Here is a 25303-nt window from a genome sequence, read left to right on the forward strand (position 1 = left end):
TAAATCCTTGGCCTCGCGCAGATGTAAAGAGGCAAGAATCGAAAAAGCCCCTCGTTAACGCCAGGCGGCTGGCCTTCACGCTTTTTCAACCATGATTGGTGAAAATGCCTGCTATCCGGCCGGACCGTGTTTCCCGCCGACAGCGTAGGGTTTGGGTAAATGCGTGAGTTGCCGCACGGTCTGTCGCTGCCGCATAATGGCGACGCAATCGAAACCGAACTACAGCTTTCCCGCCGCACGGTGCTGTCCGGCGCCGGCGCGCTAGCGCTGCTCGGCGTCACAGGCTGCAGCCAGACGCTGGATCTGCCGTCGCTCCAGCTCGACGACGTCACCACCGGCTCGATCCGGCCCGTCCGTCCGAGCATCAGCGTCGACAAGAACATCACCAGCCCCGACGTGATGTACGCTTCGCTTACCGACGGTGGCTTCAACGTGCCGGAGGTGCCCTATCTCAAGATCAAGCCGGAGTTTCGCCGCCAGATCGTCGTCGATCCGACCGGCGAGCAGCCCGGCACCATCGTCGTTCACTCGCAGGAACGGCTGCTCTATCTGGTGCAGCCCGGCGGCGAGGCGATCCGTTACGGCGTCGGTATAGGCAAGGACGGATTCCGCTGGTCCGGCCGCGCCAACATCCAGTACGGCAAGGAATGGCCGGTCTGGACCCCGCCGCCCGAGATGATCGCCCGCAGGCCGGAACTAGTGAAGTGGCAAGGCGGACAGCCGGGCGGCCTCGACAATCCGCTCGGCGCGCGTGCCCTCTACATCTATCAGAACGGCAGCGACACCGGTTATCGCATCCACGGCTCGCCCGAATGGTGGAGCATCGGCCAGGCGATGTCGTCGGGCTGCGTGCGCCTGATCAACCAGGACATCATCGATCTCTACAGCCGCGTCTCCAAGAAAAACCCGGTCGTCGTCGTCTGAACGGCGGCTTCGCCTTCAGCGATCACTCTGCCGTTGCGCGATGCCGCAAGACAGGCGAAAGTGCCTGCGATTTCATCGCCCGGGAGACGTGAACAATGGCCGGAACTTTTGTCATCGCGCAAGGCGGCGGCCCGACCGCCGTCATCAACCAGACCGTGGTGGGTGCTGCGCTCGAAATCCGCAAGCGGCATCCCGGCGCCAAGGTGCTTGGTTCCATCCACGGCGTGCGCGGAATTCGTGACGGCAATTACGTCGATCTTTCCGCCATCCCCGAGGACCGCCTGCGGCTGATCGCGGCGACACCGAGCGCCGCGCTCGGTTCGACGCGCGACAAGCCGGATGCCGCCTATTGCGACCTCATCCTCAGCGGCTTGAAGAAAGCCGGCGCCGATGCCTTCATCTATATCGGCGGCAACGACACCTCGGGCACGCAGCAGATCCTCACCGACGCCGCCGGCGGCAAGATCGCCTTCGTTCACGCGCCGAAAACCATCGACAACGATCTCGAGGAGAACGACCATACGCCCGGCTTCATGTCGGCGGCCGAGTTCGTCGCCGGCGCGTTTCTTTCGGTCGATCTCGATTTCCGCGCTTTGCCGGGCATTTATGTCGGCATCGTCATGGGGCGGCATGCCGGTTTCCTGACGGCCGCATCCGCGGCCTGGCAGCTCGACCAGGACAGCGGCCCGCATCTCGTCTACGTGCCGGAGCGGCCGTTCTCGGCGGCCGGTTTCATCGACGACGTGCGCGCCACGCTCGACCGCCACAAGCGCTGCATCGTTGCCGTCTCCGAAGGCGTCAGCACCGCCGACGGCAAGGCGCTGGTCGAAAGCCTGGTGCCGCCGGAAAGGCTGGAGCGCGACCAGCACGGCAACGTCAAGCTGTCGGGCAGCGACCTGCCGGCAGCCTTGGAGCGCGCGCTCGCCGAAGGATTGCCGGGCAAGCGGGCGCGCGTCGATGCGCTCGGCTATATGCCGCGCGGCTATGTCGGCGCCATCAGCGCGGTGGACGCGCAGGAGGCCTTCGATGCCGGTGCCTTCGCCGTCACCGTGGCCGACGAGGGCGGCGGTTCGGTGGCGCTGCAATATGACGGCAAAAAAACCGTACTGAAGAAGGTGCCGCTGAAGAACGTCGCCGGCAAGACGCGCCATATGCCGGATGATTTCATGCTGCCCGACGTCAACCGGCTGTCCGATGCGGGCATGGCCTATCTGAAGCGGCTGGTTCCGCGAAAGTACAAGGTCGGCAAGCCGTTCGTCTGATGCCGGCCTTGATCTGATGGACAGCTGGTTCAGCAAAACCATCGTCGACGCCAAGACGATGATGCTGACCGAGCCCTTCGTGCATGATTTCATGCGCGCCAACATCTGGCATGTGCGCGGCCGCGATGTCGACCTGCTGGTCGACACCGGCATGGGGATCTGCCCGCTGGCGCCGCAGATCGACACGCCGGCCGGCAAGCCGCTGCTCGTCGTCGCCACGCATATCCATCTCGATCATGTCGGCTCGCTGCACGAGTTTCCGTTGCGGGCAGGTCCGCGCCACAGCGCCACGCAGTTCGACAGCATGGACGAAGCGGTGACCTACGCCTACATGTTCCATGATCTGGAAGGCGCCGTCTCCAGACTGCCGGCAAAGGGCTGGAAAGCGGCCGATTACAGGATTCCACCGGCGCCGCTGGACCGGACCCTGGACGAGGGCGATAGGATCGACCTCGGCGACCGGCAATTCCGCGTCCTGCACCTGCCCGGCCACTCTCCGGATTCGATCGCGCTGTTCGATGAGGCAGACGGCCTGTTCTTCGCCGGCGACGCCATCTATGACGCCACACTGATCGACGACCTGCCGGATTCCGATCGTGCCGCCTACCGCCGCACCATGCAGCGACTGCTCGACCTGCCGATCCGGATCGGTCATGGCGGCCATGGACCGAGCTTCGACGGCAGGCGGATGCGCGAGATCGCCTCGGCGTATCTCAGGCGAACGGACGGGACAGCGGCATAGAAGCCTTGGCGGGGCAGTGAGGGGGGCCTGAAGCTATTTGGCTTGGGTAGCTATTTTGTTCTTGCTTTGTGCCGGCAGCTATGCTAGTAATTTGGGTATGGTGCTGATTTGCCCCAACGACCCGCCGCAAGGCGGGTTTTTGTTTTCGGGTTTCGGCGCCAGCCCGGCACGGCGGTTGCCAGCCGAAAATTAAATCTTCGTAACATTATCTGGAAACCATGATCGGCGCCCTAGATGCGGGGCTGTCGATCCGGTCGGCTGCCTGACAGGCGAGACAGGCAAGGCCGACGACCGACGCGCCGATGAATTGTTCCGGTGACGGAACGTTAGGGCGCTTCACCAATCTCTCGCCCGGACAACGGCCATGTCACCAATTCAGACCCTTCGCAGACATCGCGTCGCCGCTCTGCTGGGCGCAGCGTTGATCGTCAGCCCTTTCGCCCTGCCTCTCGCTCCCAGGCTGAATGATGTCCTGGCGGCAACGGTCACCCCTCCCGTCACCGGCATGACGGCGCCGAGCGGCTCGTTCGCGCCGGTCGTGGCGGCCGATAAGCCGGCGGTGGTGACAATCACGACGGTCATGAAAGTACAACAGCCCGACACCATGAGCGACGCCTCTCCCTTTGGCGGAACCTCCCCTTTCGACGACTATTTCCGCCATTTCTTCGGTGACCAGGGATTGCCCGCTCCCAAAACACCGCCGGAACAGGCGCCGCGCACCGAGGCGCTCGGTTCAGGCTTCATCGTCGCCAGCGACGGCACCATCGTCACCAACAATCACGTTGTCGATGGCGCCCAATCGATCAAGGTGACGCTCGACGACGGCACCGAGCTTCCCGCCAAATTGATCGGCCATGACGCCAAGAACGATCTTGCCGTGCTCAAGGTCAAAGCCGGCAAGCCCTTGCCGACCGTCAGATGGGGTGATTCCGACAAGCTCATGCCGGGTGACCAGGTGCTCGCCTTCGGCAATCCGTTCGGCCTTGGCACCACGGTCACGGCCGGCATCGTCTCGGCGCGCGGCCGCGACCTGCACAGCGGGCCGTTTGACGACTTCATCCAGATCGACGCACCGATCAACCGGGGCAATTCCGGCGGCCCGCTGACGGATGTGAACGGCAATGTCGTCGGCATCAACACGGCGATCTTTTCGCCGAATGGCGGCAGCGTCGGCGTCGGCTTCGCCATCCCCTCGGACCAGGCGCAAAAGGTCGTCGCCAAGCTGATGAAGGGCGGCTCCATCCAGTACGGCTACCTCGGCGTCCAGATCCAGCCGGTGACGCCTGATATGGCGACCGCCATCGGCCTCGATCACCCCGCCGGCGTGCTCGTCGCGCAGGTCAGCGACGGATCGCCGGCCGCCAAGGCCGGCATCGAGACCGGCGACGTCATCACCAGCTTCGCCGATCGCGACATAAAGGACCCAAGGGACCTGTCGCGCGCCGTCGCCGACGTTGCGCCCGGCACAAGGGAAACCCTCAATGTCTGGCGCAAGGGCCAAAGCCTGCAGATCTCGGTCGAGATCGGGCGCAACGAAGACGACATGGCAACGGGATCGGTGACCGGCGATCAAGGTCAGCCGTCGACGGAGCAGGGCCTCCGTGCACCGGCGCTCGGTCTCCGCCTGATGGATGTCACCCCGGATGTACGCCAGGCAATGAACCTGGCAGGCAACCAGCACGGCGCACTGGTCGAGCGCGTCGACCCGAACAAGGCGGCATCGGCTTCCGGCATCCAGCCCGGCGATATCATCGTCGCCGTCGACCAGCATCCGGTGAGAAGCGCCAGGCAGGCTAACCAGGCGATCGTGCAGGCTGCCAAATCCGGCAAGAAATCGGTGCTGCTGCTTGTCCAGCGCGGCGACGCCCAGATGTTTGTCGCCGTCCCCTTCGCCAGTGGCTGAGGCAGGCGCCGCGCTGCCAAGATCGATGGAGGGGCATTGCCGGCCGAGCCAAGATTTCGGTTGCCCGCGCGCGCGTCTTCGAGAAAACTGACAAAGGTCGATTGGACCTTGCGCAAACGGATATTCTTGATGGCTACCCGAGGCTTCTCTTCCGGACGAAAGCCGCCGACGGATACGGGTGCACGTATCCCGCCGGGGCAATATCTCGAGCACGGTTTCCCGGTCCTGTCGGCCGGCCCGACGCCGCATGTGCGCACCGAGGATTGGTCGTTCACGCTTAAGCACGGGCCGCGGCCGATCAAGAAGTGGAACTGGGCCGAGTTCAACGCGCTGCCCCTGACCAAGATGACGCGCGACATCCATTGCGTCACCGCATGGACCAAGTTCGACACGGCGTGGCAGGGCGTGCTGGTCGACGACATCCTTGCCGACGCCGGCATCGAGCCGCCCACCGCCTTCACGCTGGCGTTGGGTTTCGACGGCTATTCCACCAACGTGCCGACGAAGGATCTCACCGGCGGCAAGGCGATGGTGGCGCTGCTTTACGAGGGCAAGCCGATCACCCCCGACCATGGCGGCCCGGCGCGGCTGCTCGTTCCGCATCTCTATTTCTGGAAATCGGCCAAATGGCTGAACGGGCTGCAGTTCACCGAGCGTGACGAGCCGGGTTTCTGGGAGTTGCGAGGCTATCATATCTATGGCGACCCGTGGCGCGAGCAGCGCTACACGAACGATCCATGAGCGACGCACCGGCGGCGCAGTCGCCCTGGCAGATAGTGACCATCACCCGCATCCAAAAGCGCACGCCGCGCGTCACCAGCTTTTTCCTGCAGCCGTCGCGGCCCTTCGCCTACCGTGCCGGACAGCATGTAGATGTCAGGCTGACGGCGCCTGACGGTTATCAGGCGCGGCGCTCCTACTCCATCGCCTCGGCACCGGAGACCGGCGAGACCATCGAGCTGGCGATTGAAAAACTCGAGGACGGGGAGGTCTCGCCGTTCTTTCACGAGATCGCGGCGGTGGGCGACGAGTTCGAATTGCGCGGGCCGCTCGGCGGCCATTTCGTCTGGTCCGACGGCGATGGCGGACCGCTCCTGCTCGTCGGCGGTGGGTCGGGCGTGGTGCCGTTGATGTCGATGGTCCGTCACCGGGCGATGCGGGGGTCGCTGGTTGCCGCCGCCCTGGTGGTTTCGGCGCGGGTCTGGGACGAGGTGATCTTTCGCGATGAGCTGATCGACCTCGCCGAGCGCCGGGATGGCTTCGACCTGGTGCTGACGCTGACGCGCGAGCCGGCCCGCCGTCCGGCGGATTATGCGCGGCGGGTCGACGCCGCGATGATGGTGCAAGCCATGACCAGGTTGCCCGCGCCGCCGAAGCTGGCCTTTGTCTGCGGCTCGAACGCATTCGTGACGGCCGCCGCCGAGGCACTGATCGATGCCGGGGTGCCTGCGGCTCTCATCCGCACCGAACGCTACGGGGTCTGACCCGGTTCTGCTTGCCCGGTTGCTGCCTTTGCCGGCCGGCCTAAACGGGCCGAAAACCGGCAGAACGGCGAGGCCGCGCTTGGCTGAAATGGTTAACGATTCGACAAACAACCCCGGCTGCGACTTTTATCGGTTTAAAAAATCGAACCGAACGGTTCGTTTCTGTTGACAATGCGTGCAGGACGCTGTGAACGCTGCCTTCCAACTCCCCTTGCAGTCAGACCGAGGCGATGGGCTATCTTGTTGACATTAAACGGTAAAAATGTGGCGGAGGGAGTCCGTGGCACAATTTCAAGGTGTAGATTCTTGGTCCACACCAAACAACTTCGTGATTGGAAACTGGCCATTGGCTTTCCCACATCGGGGCGGTCCGAACGACGCGAACTCCTCCCAAGACACGCCGCTAGACGGACTGAGACTAAGATACTGGAGTACTAAAAATGAAAAAGATCGCTCTTGCCGCCGTCGCCGTTTTGGCCATCACCGGCAGCGCCTTCGCCGGCAGCGACAATTATGGTTCCAATGGTGCGAACCAGCCTGCCGCCTCGGGCGACAGCTCGTACACGGCTTCCATTCAGAAGCCGGCTGATGCTGACAAGCAGCCTGTCCAGGGCGCCGACCGGAACCTCTTCGGCAACAACTAACAGCCGATCCCAGCATCAGGGCGGCGGGCATATCCGCCGCCCGGGATCTGAAAAAATTCAGGAGTATTGAAATGAAAAAGATCTTTCTTGCCGCCGTCGCCGTTTTGGCCATCACCGGCAGCGCTTTCGCCGGCAGCGACAATTATGGTTCCAACGGAGCCAACCAGCCGGCTGTCGCGGTCGACAGCTCGTACACGGCCTCCCTCAAGAAGTCGGATCAGGCTGAAAAGCAGCCGGTCGGCCAGGGCGCCGATCGCAACCTCTTCGGCAACAACTAACAGCCGATCCCACCATCAAGGCGGGCGGGCATGCCCGCCGCTTTGATCCGAAATCCAGGAGTATCCAAATGAAAAAGATTGTTCTTACTGCCGCCGCTCTCTTGATTGCCGCCGGCGGCGCCTATGCCCAAAACGACAATGTTGGCGGGAGCGACATCAATAAGCAGTCGACCGTCAATGTCGACAAGACGCAGACGTATTCGGTGCGTGACAGCAACTCGCCGATCTACAAGTTGCTGAATTCGTCTGGCGATGTGCCCAAGTCCGCGCCTCAGGGCGCCGACCGCAACCTCTTCGGCAACAACTAACAGCCGAACCGGAATTCCAGATAAGAGCGGCGGGCCATGCCCGCCGCTCTTGTCTTTTGCGTGGCGGAAAAACGCCTGCCTCAAGCCGCCTTTGCTTCTGCTTCATGGAGCGCGAAGGAGTGTCCGTCCGCGTCGAAAATATGCAGGTCGCCGGCATCCGCCGTCAGCCGCATCGACGCCCCGCGCTTGACCTCGACATTGCCCGGCAGCTTGGTCACCAGCGGCAGGTCGGCGCGGCCGATGTCGACATAGACGAGTTGGACCTCGCCGAGTTGCTCGACATAGTCGACCGTCCCTTCGAACAAATAGTCGGCGCCGGCTGCGATCATCAGATCCTCCGGCCGCACCCCGAAGCTCACCGCAGCGCCTTTCGCCGAGGCAGGCGTTGCGATCGGCACCGTTGCCTTGCGGCCGCCGACATGGCTGACGACCGTCGGGTTGCCGGTCCTGTCGATCGTCGCCGGCAGGATGTTCATCGCCGGCGAGCCGATGAACTGGGCGACGAACAGGTTGCCGGGCCGCTTGTAGAGCTCCATCGGCGTGCCGACCTGTTCGATATGGCCTTCCTTCAGCACCACGATGCGGTCGGCCAGCGTCATGGCCTCGACCTGGTCGTGGGTGACATAGATCATCGTTGTGGCCGGCATCGATTCCTTGAGCTTGGCGATCTCGATGCGAGTGGCGACCCGCAGCGCCGCATCGAGGTTGGATAGCGGCTCGTCGAACAAGAAGACCTTGGGATTGCGCACGATGGCGCGGCCGATGGCGACACGCTGGCGCTGGCCGCCCGACATCGCCTTGGGCAGGCGGTCGAGATATTTGGTCAGCTGCAGGATCTCGGCCGCCTGGCGCACCCGCTTGTCGATCTCGGCCTTGCTTTCCTTGCCGATCTTCATCGAGAACGCCATGTTGTCGTAGACGGTCATGTGCGGATAGAGCGCATAGGACTGGAACACCATCGCGATGCCGCGCTTTGACGGCGGCACGTCGTTGACAATCTCGCCGTCGATCTTGAGCTCGCCCGAGGTGATCTCCTCCAGCCCGGCGATGCAGCGCAGCAAGGTGGACTTGCCGCAACCAGACGGACCGACGAAGACGATGAATTCGCCCGACTTTATGTCGAGGTCGACGCCGTGCAGAATGTTGAGATTGCCATATGATTTCCTCACTTGCCTTAGCGTGACATCGGCCATGGTACTCTCCAGTTCTTCCTTGAATTCAGTCGATACGCCCGAACCAGGCGCCGTAGCCGCCGAGGCGGATAGTGCCGGCGCCAGTCTGTCCCGAAAACCCGTGTCCCGGCAAGGGCTGCAGTGAGCGGCCGTCAAGATCGACCTCGGCCGGCTTTGCGCCGAGATTGAAGGCGCAGACGATCTGCTCGTTGCCTTCGCGGCGTGTGAAGGCGACGGTGTCGCCCTCGCTTTCGATGAACTCGATATCGCCCTTGGCCAGTGCCGGATGAGCACGGCGGAAAGCCAGGAAGCGCCGGTAGTGCTCGAGCAGCGAGCCGTCGTTGCCTTGCTGCACATTGACCGCTTGCGCAAGGTGCTTGGCCGGCACCGGCAGCCAGGGCTTTGCCGTCGAGAAGCCGCCATTGCGGGCAGCGCCGTCCCAAACCATTGGCGTGCGGCAGCCGTCGCGGCCCTTGAATTCCGGCCAGAAGCGGATGCCGTACGGGTCCTGCAGATCCTCGAAGCTGAGTTCGGCCTCGCTGAGCCCGAGCTCCTCGCCCTGATAGATGCAGACCGAGCCGCGCAACGACATCAGCAGCGCCGAGATGACCCTGAGGTACGCGGTCGGGTCCGGCTCGCCGGCTGCCCAGCGCGAGGCAGGGCGCATCACGTCATGGTTGGAGAAGGCCCAGCACGACCAGCCATCGCTGGCCACCTTGCCGAAGGTTTCCAGCACCGAGCGCACCTTTGCCGCGCTGATCTTCTCCGGCGCCAGGAAGTCGAAGGAGTAACACATATGGACGCGCTTGCCGCCGGCCGTATAGGCCGCCACGACTTCCAGCCCACGCTGCGAATCGCCGACTTCGCCAACCGCGGCCGTGGCCGGATATTCGTCGAGCAAGGCGCGGAAGCGTTCGAGGAAGCCGAGGTTTTCAGGCCGGCTCTTGTCGTAGAGATGGTCTTGGTAGTTGTAGGGGTTGACGGCCGGCGCCGTCTGGTCGTTGCGCTGCTCGGGCGGCAGCGGCGGATTGTCTTCCAGGCCTTGGCTGTGGAAGTAGAAATTGATGGTATCGAGGCGGAAACCATCGACGCCGCGCTCCAGCCAGAAGCGGGTGACATCGAGCAGCGCGTCCTGGACCGCGCGGCTGTGGAAATTGAGGTCGGGCTGCTCGGCCAGGAAATTATGCAGGTAATATTGCTGGCGGCTGGTGTCCCACTGCCAGGCCGAGCCGCCGAAGATCGAGAGCCAGTTGTTGGGCGGCGTGCCGTCCGGCTTGGCGTCCGCCCAAACATACCAGTCGGCTTTTGGATTGCTTCGGCTGGAGCGGCTCTCCTTGAACCAGGGATGGACGTCGGCGGTGTGCGAGAGCACCTCGTCGATCATCACCTTGAGGCCAAGCCGGTGCGCCTCGGCGGTGAGCGCGTCGAAGTCGGCGAGCGTGCCGAACATCGGATCGACGTCGCAATAATCCGACACGTCGTAGCCAAAGTCCTTCATCGGCGATTTGAAGAACGGCGAGATCCAGATGGCGTCGACGCCGAGCGAGGCGATGTAGGGCAGCCGGCCGATGATGCCCCTGAGGTCGCCGATGCCGTCGCTGTTCGAATCCTGATAGCTGCGCGGATAGATCTGGTAGATCACGGCACCTCGCCACCAGTCGCGATCGATAGCAAGATCGGGCTTCGGAGTGGCCTTCAAAGCGGATTGCATGATCTCAACCTCCTTTCACCGAGCCGGCAAGCAGCCCGCGGACGAAATAGCGCTGCAGCGAGAAGAACACGATCAGCGGCACGATGATGGTAACGAAGGCCGATGTCGTCAGGATCTCCCAGTCGCCGCCGCGCGAGCCGAGCAACGCATTGAGCTTGGCGGTCAGCACGATCTGGTCGCCCTCGGTACCAAGGAAAACCATTGCCACCAGCAGATCGTTCCACACCCAGAGAAACTGGAAGATGGCGAACGAGGCCAGCACCGGGAACGACAATGGCAGCACGATCTTGACGAAGATCTCGAAATCGCTGGCGCCGTCGATGCGCGCCGATTCCATGATCTCGCGTGGCAGGCCGGCAATATAACTCCTCAACAGATAGATGGCGAAGGGCAGGCCGAAGCCGGTATGCGCCAGCCAGATGCCGAGATAGGTCTTCGACGGCACTCCGAAGAAGCTGCCGACGCCGTTGTAGAGCTTCAGCAGCGGGATCAGCGACATCTGCAGCGGCACGACCAGGAGGCCGATGATGACGGCGATGAGCAGAGCCCGGCCAGGAAAGCGCATCCAGGCCAGCGCGTAGGCTGCGAACGCGGCGATCAGGATCGGGATGACGGTGGCCGGAATGGTGACGGTCAGCGAGTTCATGAAGGAGCGGCCGATGCCTTCCGAAAACAGCACCGTGTCGTAATTATCGGTGGTGAATTTCGGCGGCGCCGAGGAGGCGTAATAGACGCGCTGGCCGCGTTCGCCTTCGAAAGCCTTCGGCGAGGTCATGACGAAACTGCCGTCGGCATTGAGCTGCAGGGTCACGCCGTCGCCGAGATCGGCTGTCGTGCCGGCGGGATATTGCGTCGGCGCTGCCGACTTGATGCCGAAGGCGCTGATGTTGCGGGCAGGGCCGTCGCCGAAGATATTGCCTTGCAGAACGAACTTGCCGTCCTTCTCGACCTGCGCCGAGGCGGGCGGCAGCCGTCCGGCTTCCGTCTGGCTGGAACTGGTGAACGAGTTCCACCAGCCCGAAGCGATGATCTGGTCCTTGTCGCGCAGCGACGAGACCAGAATGCCGAGCGTCGGGATCGTCCAGATCGCAACGAAGATGAAGACGGCGATATGGACGCCGAAACGGCTGACAAAGGACTTTCCGGTCGCCACGGCCATCTCAATGTCCCTCCGTCTCTTTGTTCGCCTGGCGGATGTTCCAGACCATGATCGGAATGACCGCTATCATGATGATGATGGCGATGGTGGCGCCGCGGCCGAAATCGCCGCCGCCGCGGAACATCCAGTCGAACATCAGATTGGCCAGCACCTGGCTGTTCCACTGGCCGTTGGTCATGGTCAGCACGATGTCGAAAACCTTCAGCACCAGGATGGTGATGGTGGTCCAGACGACGGCGATGGTGCCCCAGATCTGCGGCACCATGATCTTCCAGAAGATCTGGAAGGGGTTGGCGCCGTCGATCACGGCGGCTTCCAGCGTCTCTTCCGGAATGCCGCGCAAGGCCGACGACAGGATGACCATGGCAAAGCCGGTCTGGATCCAGATCAGGATGACCATCAGGAAGAAGTTGTTCCAGAACGGCAGCGATATCCAGACCTGCGGCTGGCCGCCGAAATACTGGATGATGGCGTTGAGCAGGCCGATCTGTGTCTGGCCCTCGCCGCGATACTCGTAGATGAATTTCCAGATGACGCTGGCGCCGACGAAGGAGATGGCGAGCGGCAGGAAGATCAGGCTCTTGGCGATGGTGCCCCACCAGATCTTGTCGGTGAGCACGGCGATGATCAGGCCGAGGAAGGTGCAGGCGGCTGGCACCACCGCCAGCCACATGATGTTGTTGAGGATCGAATTGCGGAACTCACGGTCGCCGAACGCCCATTGATAGTTGGCCAGGCCGACGAAATGGGCGCCGCCGCGATCGAGGAACGACAGCCTCAGCGTCTCCACCACCGGGTAGATCAGGTAGATAGTGAGGATGATCATCGCCGGGCCGACGAACAGCCAGGGCCGGATCACCCCCTGCCAGCGCAGATTGTCGATCGCCGCCTTGCCGGAAACGCCGCGTGCCGGAAAGATCGTGTCGAGTGCCTTGTTGGCACCCCAGAAATAGGCGACGCAGCCGCCCACGCCGATGATGATGACGAATATCGCCGAAAAAATCTGAGCCGCCATGGGTCCCTCCCCCTGCGCACGGATCCGCCAGTCGAGAATGGCTTTGGCGACGGGATCATGCGCCGATTCAGTTGTCTGGAGCGCGACCAGCCGAAAAGCAGGTCACTGGGCGCGCGTCATGCCGGAATGCGTCGTGCTCACGACAATCGACGCGACGCCAGGCACCGAAGAAGGTCCGGGCCGTTTGAGGCCCGGACCGCATCACATGGGACTCGAGCCGGCCGCTTACTTGATCGCGTCCCAGCTTTTCTGGATGTCGGTGGCGACGTCCTGGGCGGACTTGCCACCGACCAGGTCGATCATGCCGGTCCAGAACGCGCCGGCGCCGATCTTGCCCGGCATCAGGTCGGACCCATCGAAGCGGAAGGTCGAGGCGTTGGCCAGGATCTCGCCCTGCTTCTTCAGCGCGTCGCTGGCATAGGCGTCCTTGTTGACCGACTTGAACGGCGTCACGAAGCCGCCCTGTGCCATCCAGATCTCATGAGCGAGCGGCAGCTTCAGGAATTCGATGAACGCGCGGGCACTCTTGCTATCTTTGGTGATCATGGCCAGCGTGCCGGCGCCGAGCACCGGAGTGCCGAGCTCGGGCTTGGAGGCGTAGGGCGGGTAATAGAAGAAGTCGGCATCCTCGCCGATCTTGGTGCCTTGCGGGAAGAAGGTCGGGATGAACGATGCCTGGTGGTGCAGATAGCATTTCGGCGGCACCGAGAAGAGGCCCTTCGGGCTGTCGCGGAAATCGGTCGCCGCAACCGCCTTGGCGCCGCCCTCGACCATCTTGTCGTCGGTCGCGATCTTGCCGAAAATGTCGATGGCGTTGACCACGGCCGGATCGTTGAACGGAATTTCGTTCTTTACCCATTTGTCGTAGATCTCGGGCGTCTGGGTGCGCAGCATGATGTCTTCGACCCAGTCGGTCGCCGGCCAGCCGGTGGCGCCGCCCGAACCAAGCCCGATGCACCATGGCGTGCCGCCGTCGGCGATGATCTTCTTTTCGAGCTCGGCAAGCTCTTCCTGCGTCTTCGGCACCTTGTAGCCGGCTTCCTCGAAATTGTCCGGCGAGTACCAGACCAGCGATTTCACGTCGGCCTTATAAGGAAAGGCGAAGAAGCCGGGCTTGCCGTCCTTGTCCTTGAAGGTGCCGAGGTCGACCCAGGATTGGCCCGCGCCGTAATTGTCCTTGACCCAGTTGGCCGTGTCGTCGCCGAGCGGCGTCAATAGGCCTTTCGATGCCAGATCCTGGATCAGGCCCGGCTGCGGCAGCACGGCGATGTTGGGCGGGCTGCCAGCCTGCGTGTCGATGACGATCTGCTGCTCGTAATTCTCCGACGAGGAATACTTGATCTCGGCGCCGGTGGCTTCGGAGAAGTAATCGAGAACGGTGCGGATAAGCCCTTCGTCCTCGCCGCGCCACGGCCCGAAGATCGTCAGTGTCTCGCCCTTGAGGTCGACCTTCTTGAGCTCTTCGTAGTTGGCCCAGTTGAAACGGGGATCTTCGCCCGGCTTGAACTTCAGTTCGGCTTGCGCGGGCATGGCCAGGGCGAGCGTGGCAAACGCAGCGCCCAGCAGAAGCATTTTTTTCATCGGTATTCCCTCCCAGTGGTGACAAACACCGAACGAAACCTCCATTCCGTCCGCCGGCGCCGCAGGACTGTGACTCAGTCGGAAAGGAACTGCAACCTTTCGTGGAGTCTTCCAAAGCGCTTTGGTCATTTTTGATCTCGCCACTGAATTGATCGCGAGTCAAGAGGAAGCCAGGCTAATCGATTTAATTTCTCCGGCCGGGTGCCGGCAAAAGTGCGCTGCAGCAGAGTTTTCTGGCGGTGCAGCAGCAAATTCGGCTTCAAACCGGTCCGAACCGTGCGTATGGTCACTGCGCTCGGCAACGCGGCCAGATCGTTTCAGATTAAAAGCGCTTTGAGGTTTGGAGGCCTCCGGTGAACCTCAAGCAGCTCTCCCACATGCTAGCGCTTTCGCAGACCACGGTGAGCCGCGCATTGAACGGCTACCCGGAAGTCAACGAGGAAACGCGCCGGCGGGTGGTCGATGCCGCCAAGCGTCATGGCTATCGCCCCAATCCGAGCGCCCGCCGGCTGGCGACCGGCAAGACCGGCATGATCGGCTATGTGCTGCCGACGGGAACGACCGTTGATATCGACCCGCATTTCGTCGAGTTCCTGTCCGGCCTCGGCGACTATGCGCGTTCGCACGAGCTCGACCTGGTGCTGTCACCGGCCGATGCCGACGACCAGGAGACGACCTACCGCCGCATTGTTGCCAACCGGCAGGTCGACGCGGTCTATATCTCCTCGCCGAGGCCGGCCGACCGCCGGGTGGCGCTGGTCAATACGCTCGGCATTCCCTTCATCGTCCACGGCCGCAGCGAAGGCTTCGATTTCGACTATCCCTTCACCGACATCGACAATGAAGGCGCCTTCCACGAGGCGGCGCGGCTTCTCGTCCAGCTCGGTCACAGGCGTCTGGCGCTTATCAATGGCGACGATCGCGAGACCTTCGCCATACATCGCGAGCGCGGCGTGCGGCGCGCGCTTGCGGCAAGCGGCCTGGTGCTTCGTGATCAGCATGTCTGTTCCCTGACAATGACCGAGGAGAACGGTTATCGCGCCGCCAGGCGTCTGCTGGAACAAAGCGACGCGCCGACGGCGATCGCCTGCTCCAGCCTGATCATGGCGCTCGGCGTGGTGCGCGCGGTGCGCGATCTCGGCCTGACCATTCCGGGCGACCTGTCGCTGATCGCCCATGACGACGTCTTTCCCTGGCTGAAGCCGGAAAATTTTTCGGTGCCGCTGTCGACGACGCGTTCATCGATCCGCCTGGCCGGCGCACGCATCGCCGAACGGCTGGCGGCGCGGATTTCCGGCTTGGAGGAGGGCGCTCGCGGCGAGGTCTGGCCGGTCGACCTGGTGGTCAGGGGATCGGTCGCCGGCGCACCGGCCTAGGGATCAAAACTCAATTACCCTGAGCGACCGAGTTCGAGCCCATATCGGTCATTTGAGGTAACCGGCCGATTGAGTTTTGCCCCCAATATCTGATGCCCAACATTATGCAGCGGCTTCGGGAGAACGGCATGACGCCGACCGGGCGGCCATCCGGAATGCCGAAGCGCACCAGCGTGTTGCCGAGCAGCCGCCTTGGCGCAGTCGGCGTCGGCAGCACGTCCCCGGTTCAGGCAGTCGATCTCCGCCTGGGTGAGGTTAGGATCGTTGGTTTGTGCGACGGCAGACGTGGCGAAGATTGTAATCGTCGCCGTCAATCGAACGACCGCCTTAGCCGCCATCAGCCGGTTTCCTTCCCTCCAGGGCAGCTTCGGTGAAAGGCTGGGCGGCAATAAGGCCAAGCAGTTTCTGATAGTCGGCGGCGGTTTTGGCCGGAACGCCGAGCCGGAAAACGCCGTCGGCGGTGGGCCCGCCGGCGATCGTCAACTGGTTCTTGTCGAGAAAAGCGACGATGTCGGACAGCTTCGCATCCGGTTTGAACTTCACAAGGGCAAACGGCATTTTGGCCAGATCGTCGTCCGATCCGGCAATCTCGAAATCGCCATCTCTGTTGCCGGTCTGCACAAAGGATTGCGTGACGACCAGGGCCAGCAGCACCGCGGCCGCGGCCCAGGCAATGCCGGCGGGCGCCGCCATGAAGCGGCTCCAGGCCTGCGCCAGCCAGGACGATGCCGCCGGCCCGCGGGCGGGGCCGGCCTCGGCATCGAGCGCCTTGGCAAAGCGGCTGAGCGCATCGGCAGGCGGGCGGATTGCCTCGTTTGCGGCAGCGGTGCCGGAGAATTCGGCCTCGGCCTCGCCTAGTGCGGCCATCGCCGCCGGATCGCTTGCCAGCCATTCCTCGATGGCTTCGAGCTCGGTGCCCTCCAGCGAGCCGTTCAGATAAAACGGCAGCAGCATTTCCATTTCGTCGCGGCGCGACATCTTTTCAGCGGCGCTCATGGCCACCCCCTGTCGTAACCGGCGGCCTTGAGGGCTTCGCCGAGTTTCTTGCGGGCGAAGAACATCCTGGTCTTGACCTGGCGACCGGGATGCCGAGTACCTCGCCGATCTCGCTCACCGATTGCCCGTGATAATAGGCAAGGTCGATCACCGTACGGTGCTCTTCCGGTATGGCATCGATGAAGCGTCGCAAGGCAGCGGCCTTGTCTTCTTTCATCGTCACGATTTCCGGCGTGTCGGCACCGTCGGCGATATCGTCGGCCATCAGTTCCGATCCCGTCTGGCGTGCGGCGAAGCGGTAGACGCGCGCGTGGTGGCGCATGAACAGGAGCCGCACGGCGGCACGGTCGCCCTTCGCGACGCGCTCGACGAGCGCGCGATCGGTCTCCGCGGCAGTCATCGCCGGTCGAGCCGCCTGGCTCCTGCCTGCTCTGTCGCTGATCGGCCCAAAAAGGTTCACCGCATCCGCCGGTATATTTGCGGAGGCTAACTGAAGAGCGGGAGCGTCGCCAGAGGGAGAAGAGGGCGCGCGCTCAACTCAGGAACGGCTTTGCCTTCATGGTGACCGGCACCGGCACGCCGAGGCGCGCAAGCACTGTCGGCGCGAGCTGCAGCTGATCGAGCAGCGTATTGGCCTCCGGGCCCTCGCCCGATCCGAAGTAATAAAGTGCGAAATCCTGCATCTCTTCGTCGTGGCCACCGTGATGGCCGCGATCGGTCTGGCCATGATCGGCTGTGACGATCACCTCGTAGCCGGCCTCCCGCCAGCGCGGCAGGAAGCCGGCGAGCATGGCGTCTATTGCATAGACGGCATGATCCATCTCGCGGCAGTCATGGCCGAACCGGTGGCCCATCGAGTCCAGCGTGCAGCTGTGCAGGATGCCGTAGTCGATGCCGTAGCGCCTGGTCAGCAGGGTCAACGTCGCGAACAGGTCGACGTCGCTCGGCGTCATCTGGTTGCTGGCGTTGTAGCCGGTCATGGTGTGGAACCGGCCATGGCTGATCGGCCTGCCCGGCTGGTCGAACTCTATGTCCTCAACCAGGTCGAACGGATAGGCTCGGAAGAATTCGGACCAGTAGGAATGGGTGACCGCACCCGTCTTGCCGCCGGCCCTACTGACTTCGGAAAAAATGTCCGGCTGTTCGACGCGAAACCGGTTCTCGTTGGACAGGATGCCGTGCACTTGAGGCGGCACGCCGGTGTGGATCGAGGCATAGCAGGATGCCGAGGTCGACGGCAGCACGGAGCGCATCTTCCACACGCGCGCGTCGCCGGATTGCACCCAGCCTTCGAGATTGCCCATCAGCCGTCGCCAGTTCCGGTAAGGCACGCCGTCTAGGATGATGAGCAGAAGTTTTGTGTTGAGCGCCAAGGGCGCCTCCATGCGGCTTGATCGGAAAAGTCAGGGCGGGCCTGCCGTTCAATCCACGCCCGGACAGGATCGTCGGGCACAAGGGGCAGCCGGCTAGTTCCCCGCGCTGGCCATGCGCCGTCCCTTGATCGCTTTCTCTAACCAGCCAATCTCCATTTCGGGCACCGACGACAGCAAAAGGTCTGTGTAGGCGTCGAACGGCGGCGTCAGAACCTTGCTCTTGGGGCCGTAGCGCACCACCTCGCCGCGATACATCACCGCGATCGAATCGGCGATCGACTTCACTGTTGCGAGATCATGAGTGATGAACAGATAAGCGACGTTTTCCTCTTTCTGCAGCTCGAGCAACAGCTCCAGTATGCCGTGGGCCACCAACGGGTCGAGCGCCGATGTCACCTCGTCGCAGATGATGAGCTTCGGCTTGGCGGCGAGCGAACGAGCGATGCAGACGCGCTGCTTCTGGCCGCCCGAAAGCTCGGCCGGATAGCGGTCGACATAGCCTTTACCCATTTCGATCTTGTCGAGCAGTTCGGCGACCCGTTTGTCGCGCTCGCGCCCGCGCATCCCAAAATAGAATTCCAGCGGCCGGCCGATGATGGTGCCGACCGTCTGGCGCGGATTCATCGCGACATCGGCCATCTGATAGATCATCTGCAACTGGCGCAGATCCTCCTTCGGCCGGTCGGCAAGCCGGTTGGCGAGCGGCCGTCCGTCGAAGGTGACGGTGCCTTGTTCGGGCGGCAGGAGGCCGGTGATGGCGCGCGCCAGCGTCGATTTGCCGGAGCCGGACTCGCCGACCACCGCCAGCGTCTGGCCCGGGAAAATATCGACCGAGACGTTCTTCAGCACCTTGATGTGGCTGCGGCCATAGGCGGCGGTGATGTTCTTGACCGACAGGAACGGGCTCGGGCCGGGCTTCTGCTCCTGATGTTCGATCTCATGCACCGAAACCAGCGCGTTGGTGTATTCCTGGCGCGGCTCCTTGATGATCTGGCGCGTGCCGCCCCATTCGACCAGCCGGCCGTGGCGCAGCACCATGATCTCGTCCGAGACCTGGGCGACGACGGCAAGGTCATGGGTGATGTAGAGTGCCGCCACATGCGTGTCGCGGATGGCATCCTTGATCGCCGCTAACACGTCGATCTGCGTCGTCACGTCGAGCGCCGTGGTCGGCTCGTCGAAGACGATCAGGTCGGGTTCCGAGCACAGCGCCATTGCCGTCATCACGCGCTGCAGCTGACCGCCCGACACCTGGTGGGGGAAGCGCTCGCCGATGCTTTCGGGGTTCGGCAGGCTGAGCTTCTTGAACAGCGCCACGGCGCGCTTTTCGGCTTCGGCCCGCGTCGCCGTACCGTGCAGGAGTGCTGCCTCGACCACCTGGTCCATCAGCCTGTGCGCCGGATTGAAGGCCGCTGCCGCCGATTGCGCGACATAGCAGACCTCGCGGCCGCGCAATTTGCGGAACCCTTCGTTGCCGCCCTTCAGGATGTCGCGGCCATTGAGGATGACCTCGCCGCCGGTGATGCGCACGCCGCCGCGGCCGTAACCCATCGACGACAGGCCGATGGTCGATTTGCCGGCGCCGGACTCGCCGATCAATCCGAGCACCTTGCCCTTTTCGAGCGTCAGCGAGACATCGTGCACCAGCACGATGTTCTTCGGCGCCTCGCCCGGCGGATATACCGTGGCCTCGATGCGCAGATTGCGGATGTCGAGCAGCACGCCGGACTTCGGTTGCCCGGGCTTCGGTTGCCCGGGCTTCGGTTGCTTGTCGGCCATTACCCGCGTCCTCCCTTCAGGCTTGTCGTGCGGTTGAGCACCCAGTCGGCGACGAGATTGACGGAAATTGCCAGCGCTGCGATCGCCGCCGCCGGAATGAGGGCGGCGCCTATGCCGAAGACGATGCCATCCTTGTTTTCCTTGACCATGCCGCCCCAATCGGCGTCCGGCGGCTGCACGCCAAGACCGAGGAAGGACAGCGTCGACAGGAACAGCACGGCATAGATGAAGCGCAGGCCGAGTTCCGAAACCAGCGGCGACAGCGCGTTGGGCAGGATTTCGCGAAAGATGATCCAGCCGCTGCCTTCGCCGCGCAATTTGGCCGCCTCGACGTAATCCATGACGTTGATGTCAACGGCGACCGCCCTCGACAGGCGGTAGACGCGGGTCGAGTCGAGAACGCCCATGACCAGGATCAGCGTCACCAGATTGGATGGCAGCACCGACAGCACGACAAGGGCCATGATCAGCGTCGGGATCGACATTAGGAGATCGACGAGACGCGACAGCAGCGTGTCGAACCAGCCACCGAAAACCGCTGCCGAGAAGCCGAGGATGGCGCCGAGCGAGAACGACAGCGCCGTCGCCAGCACCGCGATGAACAGAGTGATGCGGGCGCCATAGATCATGCGCGACAACAGATCGCGGCCGAGATTGTCGGTGCCCAGCCAATGCGCCGCCGACATTGGCTCCCAAGGGACGTCGCTGACGATCTCGGCATTGCCGTGCGGCGCGATCCACGGCGCAAAGATCGCCGCCAACACAAACAGCGCCGTCAACACCAGTCCGACCAGCGCCGGGATGGGAATGCGTTTGATGACGAGCATACCCGACCCCCTCATTTCGGATGTCTGAGGCGCGGATTGGCGACGATTGCCGCAATGTCCGCGATGATGTTCAGGCTGATGTAGACGGCGGCGAAGATCAGCCCGACCGCCTGCACCACAGGCACGTCACGCTTGGTGACGTGGTCGACCAAGTATTGCCCCATACCCGGATAGACGAAGATCACTTCGACGACGACGACGCCGACGATCAGATAGGCAAGGTTGAGCATGACGACGTTGATGATCGGCGCAATCGCATTGGGGAAGGCATGCCTGCGGATAACCGCGAAGGCCGAAAGCCCCTTGAGCTCCGCCGTCTCGACATAGGCCGACTGCATGACGTTGAGGATCGCAGCGCGCGTCATGCGCATCATATGGGCGAGCACCACCAGGGTCAGCGCCGCCGCCGGCAGTGCTATGGCCTGGATGCGTTCGCCGAACGGCATCCCCTCATAGACGGTGGAAATGGCGGGAAACCATTGATGTTGCACTGCGAAGAAAAAGACGAGCACATAGCCGACGAAGAATTCCGGGAAGGACGTCGAGGCCAGCGCCAGTCCCGAGATCAGCTTGTCGACCCAGCCATTGCGGTAACGCACCGCGATCAGCCCGAGGATGATCGCCAGCGGCACCGCGACGATCGCCGCCCAGAAGGCGAGGAACAGCGTGTTCCACAGCCTTCCCTTGATCGAGGTTGCGATATCCTGACCGCTCGACATAGCCGTGCCGAGATCACCGGTCAGGATGCCGCCGAGCCAGCGAAAATAACGGATGTAGGCGGGATCATTGAGGCCGAGCTGCTCGCGCAGATTGGCGAGCGACTCCGGTGTTGCCGACTGCCCGAGAATGGCTTGCGCGACGTCGCCGGGCAGGATCTGGGTGCCGGCGAAGATCAGGACCGAAACGGCCAATAGAAGGATGATGCCCAGCGCAATGCGCTGGGCCACCAGTTTCACGATGGGTGAGGACATATCCGCAAGGCCGGGCTCAGGCTTCGAGCCAGCACTTCGCCAGAGCATATCCGTTCATCAACTCCTGATGCGGATCATCCACCCAGCCGGCAACCTTGGCGCCCGTCGCGTCGATGAACTGATTGAACATCGGCAGAATCAGGCCGCCCTCGTCGCGCACCATCACAGCCATGTCGTGGTACATTGCCTTGCGCTTGGCCTCGTCAAGCTCGGCGCGAGCCGCCAGGACCATCTTGTCGAAATCCGGACGCTTGAACCGTGTGTCGTTCCAGTCGGCCGTCGACAGATAGGCGGTAGAGTACATCTGGTCCTGCGTCGACCGGCCACCCCAGTAGGAGGCGCAGAACGGCTGCTTGTTCCAGACTTCCGACCAGTAGCCGTCGCCCGGTTCGCGCTTGATCTCCAGCTTGATGCCGGCCTTGGCCGCGCTTTGCTGGAACAGCTGTGCGGCATCGACGGCACCGGGGAAGGCGACATCCGACGTCCGGAGCAGGACGGCACCGTCATGGCCCGACTTCTTGTAGTGGAACTTGGCCTTGTCGGGATCGTATTTGCGCTGCTCGATCTCGGTGAATAGCGGGTACGATGCATTGATCGGGAAGTCGTTGCCGAGCGAGCCATAGCCACGCAGCACCTTGTTCAGCATTTCCTCGCGGTCGATCGCCAGCTTCAACGCCATGCGCAAGTCGTTGTTGTCGAACGGCGCGGTGTCGCAGTGCATGATGAAAACGTAGTGGCCCGGTCCCGAATGGTTGCGGATGGTGACGCCGGGCACACGCTTGATCAGATCGACGATCTTCGGCTCGACGCGGTTGATCATGTGGACCTGGCCGCCCTGCAGCGCCGCCGTACGCGCCGTGGCGTCGTTGATGACGATGATCTCGATCTGGTCGGCATGGCCCATCTTGTCGCCCTGCCAGTAATTGGCGAAGCGCTCGCCGCCATGGCGCACGCCGGGCTCGTTGGTGGTGACCTTGTAAGGACCCGCCGAGATACCGGCATCGGCCTTATCCTTGCCGCCGTTCGGCTGGATGATCAGGTGATAGTCGCTAAGCAGATAGGGAAGATCGGCATTCGGCTCCTTCAGCGTCAGCACCACTTCCTTGCCGCTGGCCTTTATGCTCTCGATGCCTTTCATATAACCGAGCGCGCCGGACTTCGACTTCTCGTCCGAATGGCGTTCGAGGGTGGCGGCCACGTCCTCTGCGGTCACCTTCTTGCCGTTGTGGAACTCGACGCCATCGCGGATCTTCAGCGTCCAGGTCTTGGCGTCGTCCGACGAGCCGATCTCCTCGGCAATGCGGTTCTCGAGCTTGCCTTCAGGAGACAGTTCGACGATCAGTTCGCCCCACATCTTGCCGAAGGCGAACGGCACCTGCGTCATGAACAGCGCCGGATCGAGACTGTTGGTGGACTCGCCACCGACCAGGCCGGCCTTCAGCGTGCCGCCCTTGACCGGACCCGCCGCGCGGGAAGCGCTGGATAGCAGCGAATTGGCGAAGGTTGCGGTGACGCCAAGCGCAGCTGCCCGGCCGAGAAAATCGCGACGGCTCAGCTTGCCGGACGCAACGCGCCGGCTCAGATATTCCAGTTCGTTCGACATGTTAAGTTCCTCACTCTGTTGGTCCGACCTTATGGTCGTTTTTTCTCATTTCGATCGGGAGAATAATGACCGTAAGGGAAAGCGGTAAGCAAGACCGAATGCGACATGCCGTGGCGTAAATCGTGCGTCGCAATTGGACCAATCGCTATAAGCGCTCAAAGCAGTACGCGCGGGATTTTCTCCTTGAAGTTGCGCTCGAAGACCAGTTTCTCGCCTTCATAGGCTTCAATTCTGGCGCTAACCATGAAGCTTTGCGCGTCGGAGCGCATTTCGGCGAACGTTTCGGTGCGCATCGACCATTCATTTCGCGACAGCGTCTGGGTCCAATGCGTCTTGCCCGACGCTGACAGCGGATTGTCGGGATGGATCGCCCATGTCTCTCTGGCGATGCTCCCGTGGGTGAGGCCATGCTCCAGGTCGCGCACTTCGCCGAAATCGTCGACGATGGAAAGCGTGATCAGTCCGGTCTTTTCGTCGCGATCGACATGACGTTCGGAATTGGCGGGCCGAAGTGTCTCCGTTGCCCAGGGCGTCGCGCCTTCGGGGGCGGGGAAGGTGACCTCATCGCCCGTCGCCGGCGGGCGCAGCGGCAGCATCAATGTCGCGGCCGACAATTCGAGCCGGACCGGCTCCGGCGACGGCCAGATCATCGGCCAATAGCTGTTGGAGATGGCAACGCGCAAGCGGTGGCCGGCCGGCGCCCGATAGGCGCATTGGTCGAGCACCACCCGGGCGCTGACGGTTTCGCCGGGCACCAGCGCTTCGGGAAATTCGTGCGAGTTGCGATGCGTAAGGTTAAGCACGCCGTACGAGATCAGCTCCGACGCTCCGTCCGGGTGGACGTCGCACAGCCGAACCGCGATGTTCGCCTGGCGCCGGTCCGACGAGACTCTGACCAAAACTTCGGGAGCACCGACAATGTCGATCGCTTCGGTCAGCACCGGCTGGTCGAAACACACCGACAGCGCGTCGTCGGGGCGCTGGTCACCCGGCAGTTCCGGGCCGAAGGTGAAGGGGAAATATTCGCCGCCGGCAAGGCCGCAGTTTTGCGGCGACGCGACGATAGCGTGATTGCCTTCAGCGATAAGCTCAACCTCTTGCGTCCGGATGTTGGGTGACGGCCATTCCGATTCAGCGACCCAGCGGCCCGGCCGCGCGGGATGCCAGCGCGCCGGACGCACGCTGTCCATGAGATAGGCGCGGTAGGCGGGGTCGGCCTCGACGCCGGTGTCGATGTCCTTGAGCCAGCGGTCCCACCAGCGCAAGGCCTCCTGCAGGAAGCCGATGCGCGGTTCGGGCGCGGCGTAATGCGGGTATTTGTGGATCCACGGGCCGACGATGCCCTTGACCGGTGCCTCGATATTGGCGGCGAGATGGGAAATCGTATTGCGATAGCCGTCATGCCAGCCGCCGATCGACAGCACCGCGGCATGGATGGCGGAATAGTCCTCGCAGATCGAGCCGCGCTTCCAATAGGCATCGCGATATTGGTGCTTCAGCCACAGCGGTGCCAGAAAGGGCTGGTTCTCCAGCCTGGTCAGCCACAGGTCGCGCCATCTGTTGTCGCCGGCCAGCAACGGATCCGGCGGCCTTGACGAATAGGACAGCATGGTCGAGGCCCAGCCGAAATTCTGGATCAGCAGGCAGCCGCCCTTGTAGTGGATGTCGTCGGCATAGCGGTCGACCGTCGAACAGAGACTGATGACCGCCTTCAGCGCTGGCGGCTGCTTAGACGCCACCTGCAGGCAGTTGAAGCCGCCCCACGAAATGCCCATCATGCCGACATTGCCGTTGCACCAGGGCTGGTCCGCCGCCCAGGCGATGACGTCGCAAGCGTCCTGCAATTCCTGCTCGGAATATTCGTCGTCCATCAGCCCTTCGGAATCGCCATTGCCGCGCATGTCGACGCGGATCGAGGCGTAGCCATGGCCGGCAAAATAGGGATGCGTCAGCTGATCACGATAGATCGTGCCGTCGCGCTTGCGATAGGGCAGGTGTTCGAGGATTGCCGGCACCGGATCGTCGGCGGCATCGGCCGGCATCCACACCCGCGCCGACAGCCGGCAGCCGTCCGGCATGATGATCCCCATGTCGGGAAATTCAACGACCTTGCGCGGGAATTCAGTGACGGTTTTCATGCGGCCACATGATGGAGCCGCTGCCGATGCGTCGTGGGCCAGCCAACGAATTCGGCT

General features: G+C 63.0%; 22 protein-coding genes and 1 pseudogene. 10 read left to right on the forward strand and 13 right to left on the reverse strand.

All coding sequences use genetic code 11. The annotated features are described in order from the left end of the window. Positions 1–159 precede the first annotated feature (159 nt). The 9 genes from NKH42_RS02525 (at position 160) to NKH42_RS02565 (ending at position 7545) form a co-directional block, all read left to right on the forward strand. A complete protein-coding gene (locus NKH42_RS02525) occupies positions 160–924 on the forward strand; it encodes a L,D-transpeptidase (protein WP_352505924.1) in 765 nt (254 codons plus the stop codon). Positions 925–1019: 95 nt separating this feature from the next. Then, positions 1020–2186: a diphosphate--fructose-6-phosphate 1-phosphotransferase gene (locus NKH42_RS02530; RefSeq protein WP_352505923.1), complete on the forward strand. Its 1167-nt coding sequence runs from the start codon at positions 1020–1022 to the stop codon at positions 2184–2186. A 16-nt stretch (positions 2187–2202) separates the two neighbouring features. Continuing rightward, positions 2203–2928, forward strand: coding sequence for an MBL fold metallo-hydrolase (locus NKH42_RS02535; protein ID WP_352505922.1), 726 nt, complete (start codon positions 2203–2205; stop codon positions 2926–2928). Between the two features lie 364 nt (positions 2929–3292). Next, entirely contained in the window at positions 3293–4831 is a 1539-nt protein-coding gene (locus NKH42_RS02540) for a DegQ family serine endoprotease (protein ID WP_352505921.1), read from the forward strand. 129 nt (positions 4832–4960) lie between these two features. After that, complete coding sequence (locus NKH42_RS02545; protein WP_352505920.1) at positions 4961–5572, forward strand: molybdopterin-dependent oxidoreductase; 612 nt, start codon at positions 4961–4963, stop codon at positions 5570–5572. Beyond that, on the forward strand, positions 5569–6315 hold the full coding sequence (locus tag NKH42_RS02550) for an FAD-binding oxidoreductase (protein WP_352480240.1): 747 nt from the start codon (positions 5569–5571) through the stop codon (positions 6313–6315). Before NKH42_RS02545 ends, NKH42_RS02550 begins: the two co-directional genes overlap by 4 nt. A gap of 440 nt (positions 6316–6755) precedes the next feature. After that, positions 6756–6959 (forward strand): DUF680 domain-containing protein, encoded by a 204-nt coding sequence (locus NKH42_RS02555; protein WP_352480241.1) that lies wholly within the window; start codon positions 6756–6758, stop codon positions 6957–6959. A 71-nt stretch (positions 6960–7030) separates the two neighbouring features. Further along, positions 7031–7237, forward strand: coding sequence for a DUF680 domain-containing protein (locus NKH42_RS02560; RefSeq protein WP_254815995.1), 207 nt, complete (start codon positions 7031–7033; stop codon positions 7235–7237). A gap of 68 nt (positions 7238–7305) precedes the next feature. Further along, positions 7306–7545: a DUF680 domain-containing protein gene (locus NKH42_RS02565; RefSeq protein ID WP_254815996.1), complete on the forward strand. Its 240-nt coding sequence runs from the start codon at positions 7306–7308 to the stop codon at positions 7543–7545. A gap of 80 nt (positions 7546–7625) precedes the next feature. On the opposite strand, the gene NKH42_RS02570 is transcribed toward NKH42_RS02565, so the two are convergent. The 5 genes from NKH42_RS02570 to NKH42_RS02590 form a co-directional block, all read right to left on the reverse strand. Beyond that, on the reverse strand, positions 7626–8738 hold the full coding sequence (locus tag NKH42_RS02570) for an ABC transporter ATP-binding protein (RefSeq protein ID WP_352480043.1): 1113 nt from the start codon (positions 8736–8738) through the stop codon (positions 7626–7628). 25 nt (positions 8739–8763) lie between these two features. Continuing rightward, positions 8764–10428, reverse strand: coding sequence for a beta-galactosidase BglA (gene bglA / locus NKH42_RS02575; RefSeq protein WP_352505919.1), 1665 nt, complete (start codon positions 10426–10428; stop codon positions 8764–8766). 4 nt (positions 10429–10432) lie between these two features. Then, the gene (locus NKH42_RS02580) at positions 10433–11587 is read right to left on the reverse strand and encodes a carbohydrate ABC transporter permease (RefSeq protein WP_352505918.1); all 1155 of its coding nucleotides are present in this window, start codon (positions 11585–11587) and stop codon (positions 10433–10435) included. A 1-nt stretch (position 11588) separates the two neighbouring features. Beyond that, positions 11589–12602, reverse strand: a complete 1014-nt coding sequence (locus NKH42_RS02585; protein ID WP_352505917.1) for a carbohydrate ABC transporter permease — start codon at positions 12600–12602, stop codon at positions 11589–11591. Between the two features lie 225 nt (positions 12603–12827). Continuing rightward, positions 12828–14183: an ABC transporter substrate-binding protein gene (locus NKH42_RS02590; RefSeq protein WP_352686578.1), complete on the reverse strand. Its 1356-nt coding sequence runs from the start codon at positions 14181–14183 to the stop codon at positions 12828–12830. 353 nt (positions 14184–14536) lie between these two features. Between NKH42_RS02590 and NKH42_RS02595 the strand changes: the two genes are divergently transcribed. Continuing rightward, positions 14537–15559, forward strand: a complete 1023-nt coding sequence (locus NKH42_RS02595) for a substrate-binding domain-containing protein (protein ID WP_031213013.1) — start codon at positions 14537–14539, stop codon at positions 15557–15559. 327 nt (positions 15560–15886) lie between these two features. On the opposite strand, the gene NKH42_RS02600 is transcribed toward NKH42_RS02595, so the two are convergent. The 8 genes and pseudogenes from NKH42_RS02600 to NKH42_RS02635 all read right to left on the reverse strand — a co-directional run bounded on the left by NKH42_RS02600 (position 15887) and on the right by NKH42_RS02635 (position 25246). Beyond that, positions 15887–16555 (reverse strand): anti-sigma factor, encoded by a 669-nt coding sequence (locus tag NKH42_RS02600; protein ID WP_352686581.1) that lies wholly within the window; start codon positions 16553–16555, stop codon positions 15887–15889. Then, a pseudogene (locus tag NKH42_RS02605) lies at positions 16552–16955 on the reverse strand (sigma-70 family RNA polymerase sigma factor). The gene NKH42_RS02600 and the pseudogene NKH42_RS02605 overlap by 4 nt, the downstream one beginning before the upstream one ends. 133 nt (positions 16956–17088) lie before the next feature. Further along, positions 17089–17928 carry an alkaline phosphatase family protein gene (locus tag NKH42_RS02610; protein ID WP_352686584.1) on the reverse strand — a complete coding sequence of 280 codons (840 nt, stop codon included), beginning with the start codon at positions 17926–17928 and terminating at the stop codon, positions 17089–17091. A gap of 93 nt (positions 17929–18021) precedes the next feature. Beyond that, on the reverse strand, positions 18022–19707 hold the full coding sequence (locus NKH42_RS02615; RefSeq protein ID WP_352736838.1) for an ABC transporter ATP-binding protein: 1686 nt from the start codon (positions 19705–19707) through the stop codon (positions 18022–18024). After that, the gene (locus NKH42_RS02620; RefSeq protein WP_254816006.1) at positions 19707–20534 is read right to left on the reverse strand and encodes an ABC transporter permease; all 828 of its coding nucleotides are present in this window, start codon (positions 20532–20534) and stop codon (positions 19707–19709) included. The genes NKH42_RS02615 and NKH42_RS02620 overlap by 1 nt, the downstream gene beginning before the upstream one ends. 11 nt (positions 20535–20545) lie before the next feature. Then, positions 20546–21505, reverse strand: coding sequence for an ABC transporter permease (locus tag NKH42_RS02625; RefSeq protein WP_352505913.1), 960 nt, complete (start codon positions 21503–21505; stop codon positions 20546–20548). Between the two features lie 16 nt (positions 21506–21521). Then, positions 21522–23108 (reverse strand): ABC transporter substrate-binding protein, encoded by a 1587-nt coding sequence (locus NKH42_RS02630; RefSeq protein ID WP_254816007.1) that lies wholly within the window; start codon positions 23106–23108, stop codon positions 21522–21524. Between the two features lie 155 nt (positions 23109–23263). Next, positions 23264–25246, reverse strand: coding sequence for a CocE/NonD family hydrolase (locus NKH42_RS02635; protein ID WP_352973916.1), 1983 nt, complete (start codon positions 25244–25246; stop codon positions 23264–23266). Positions 25247–25303 lie beyond the last annotated feature (57 nt).

The organism is Mesorhizobium sp. M1142, from assembly GCF_040318565.1.
Lineage (GTDB): Bacteria > Pseudomonadota > Alphaproteobacteria > Rhizobiales > Rhizobiaceae > Mesorhizobium.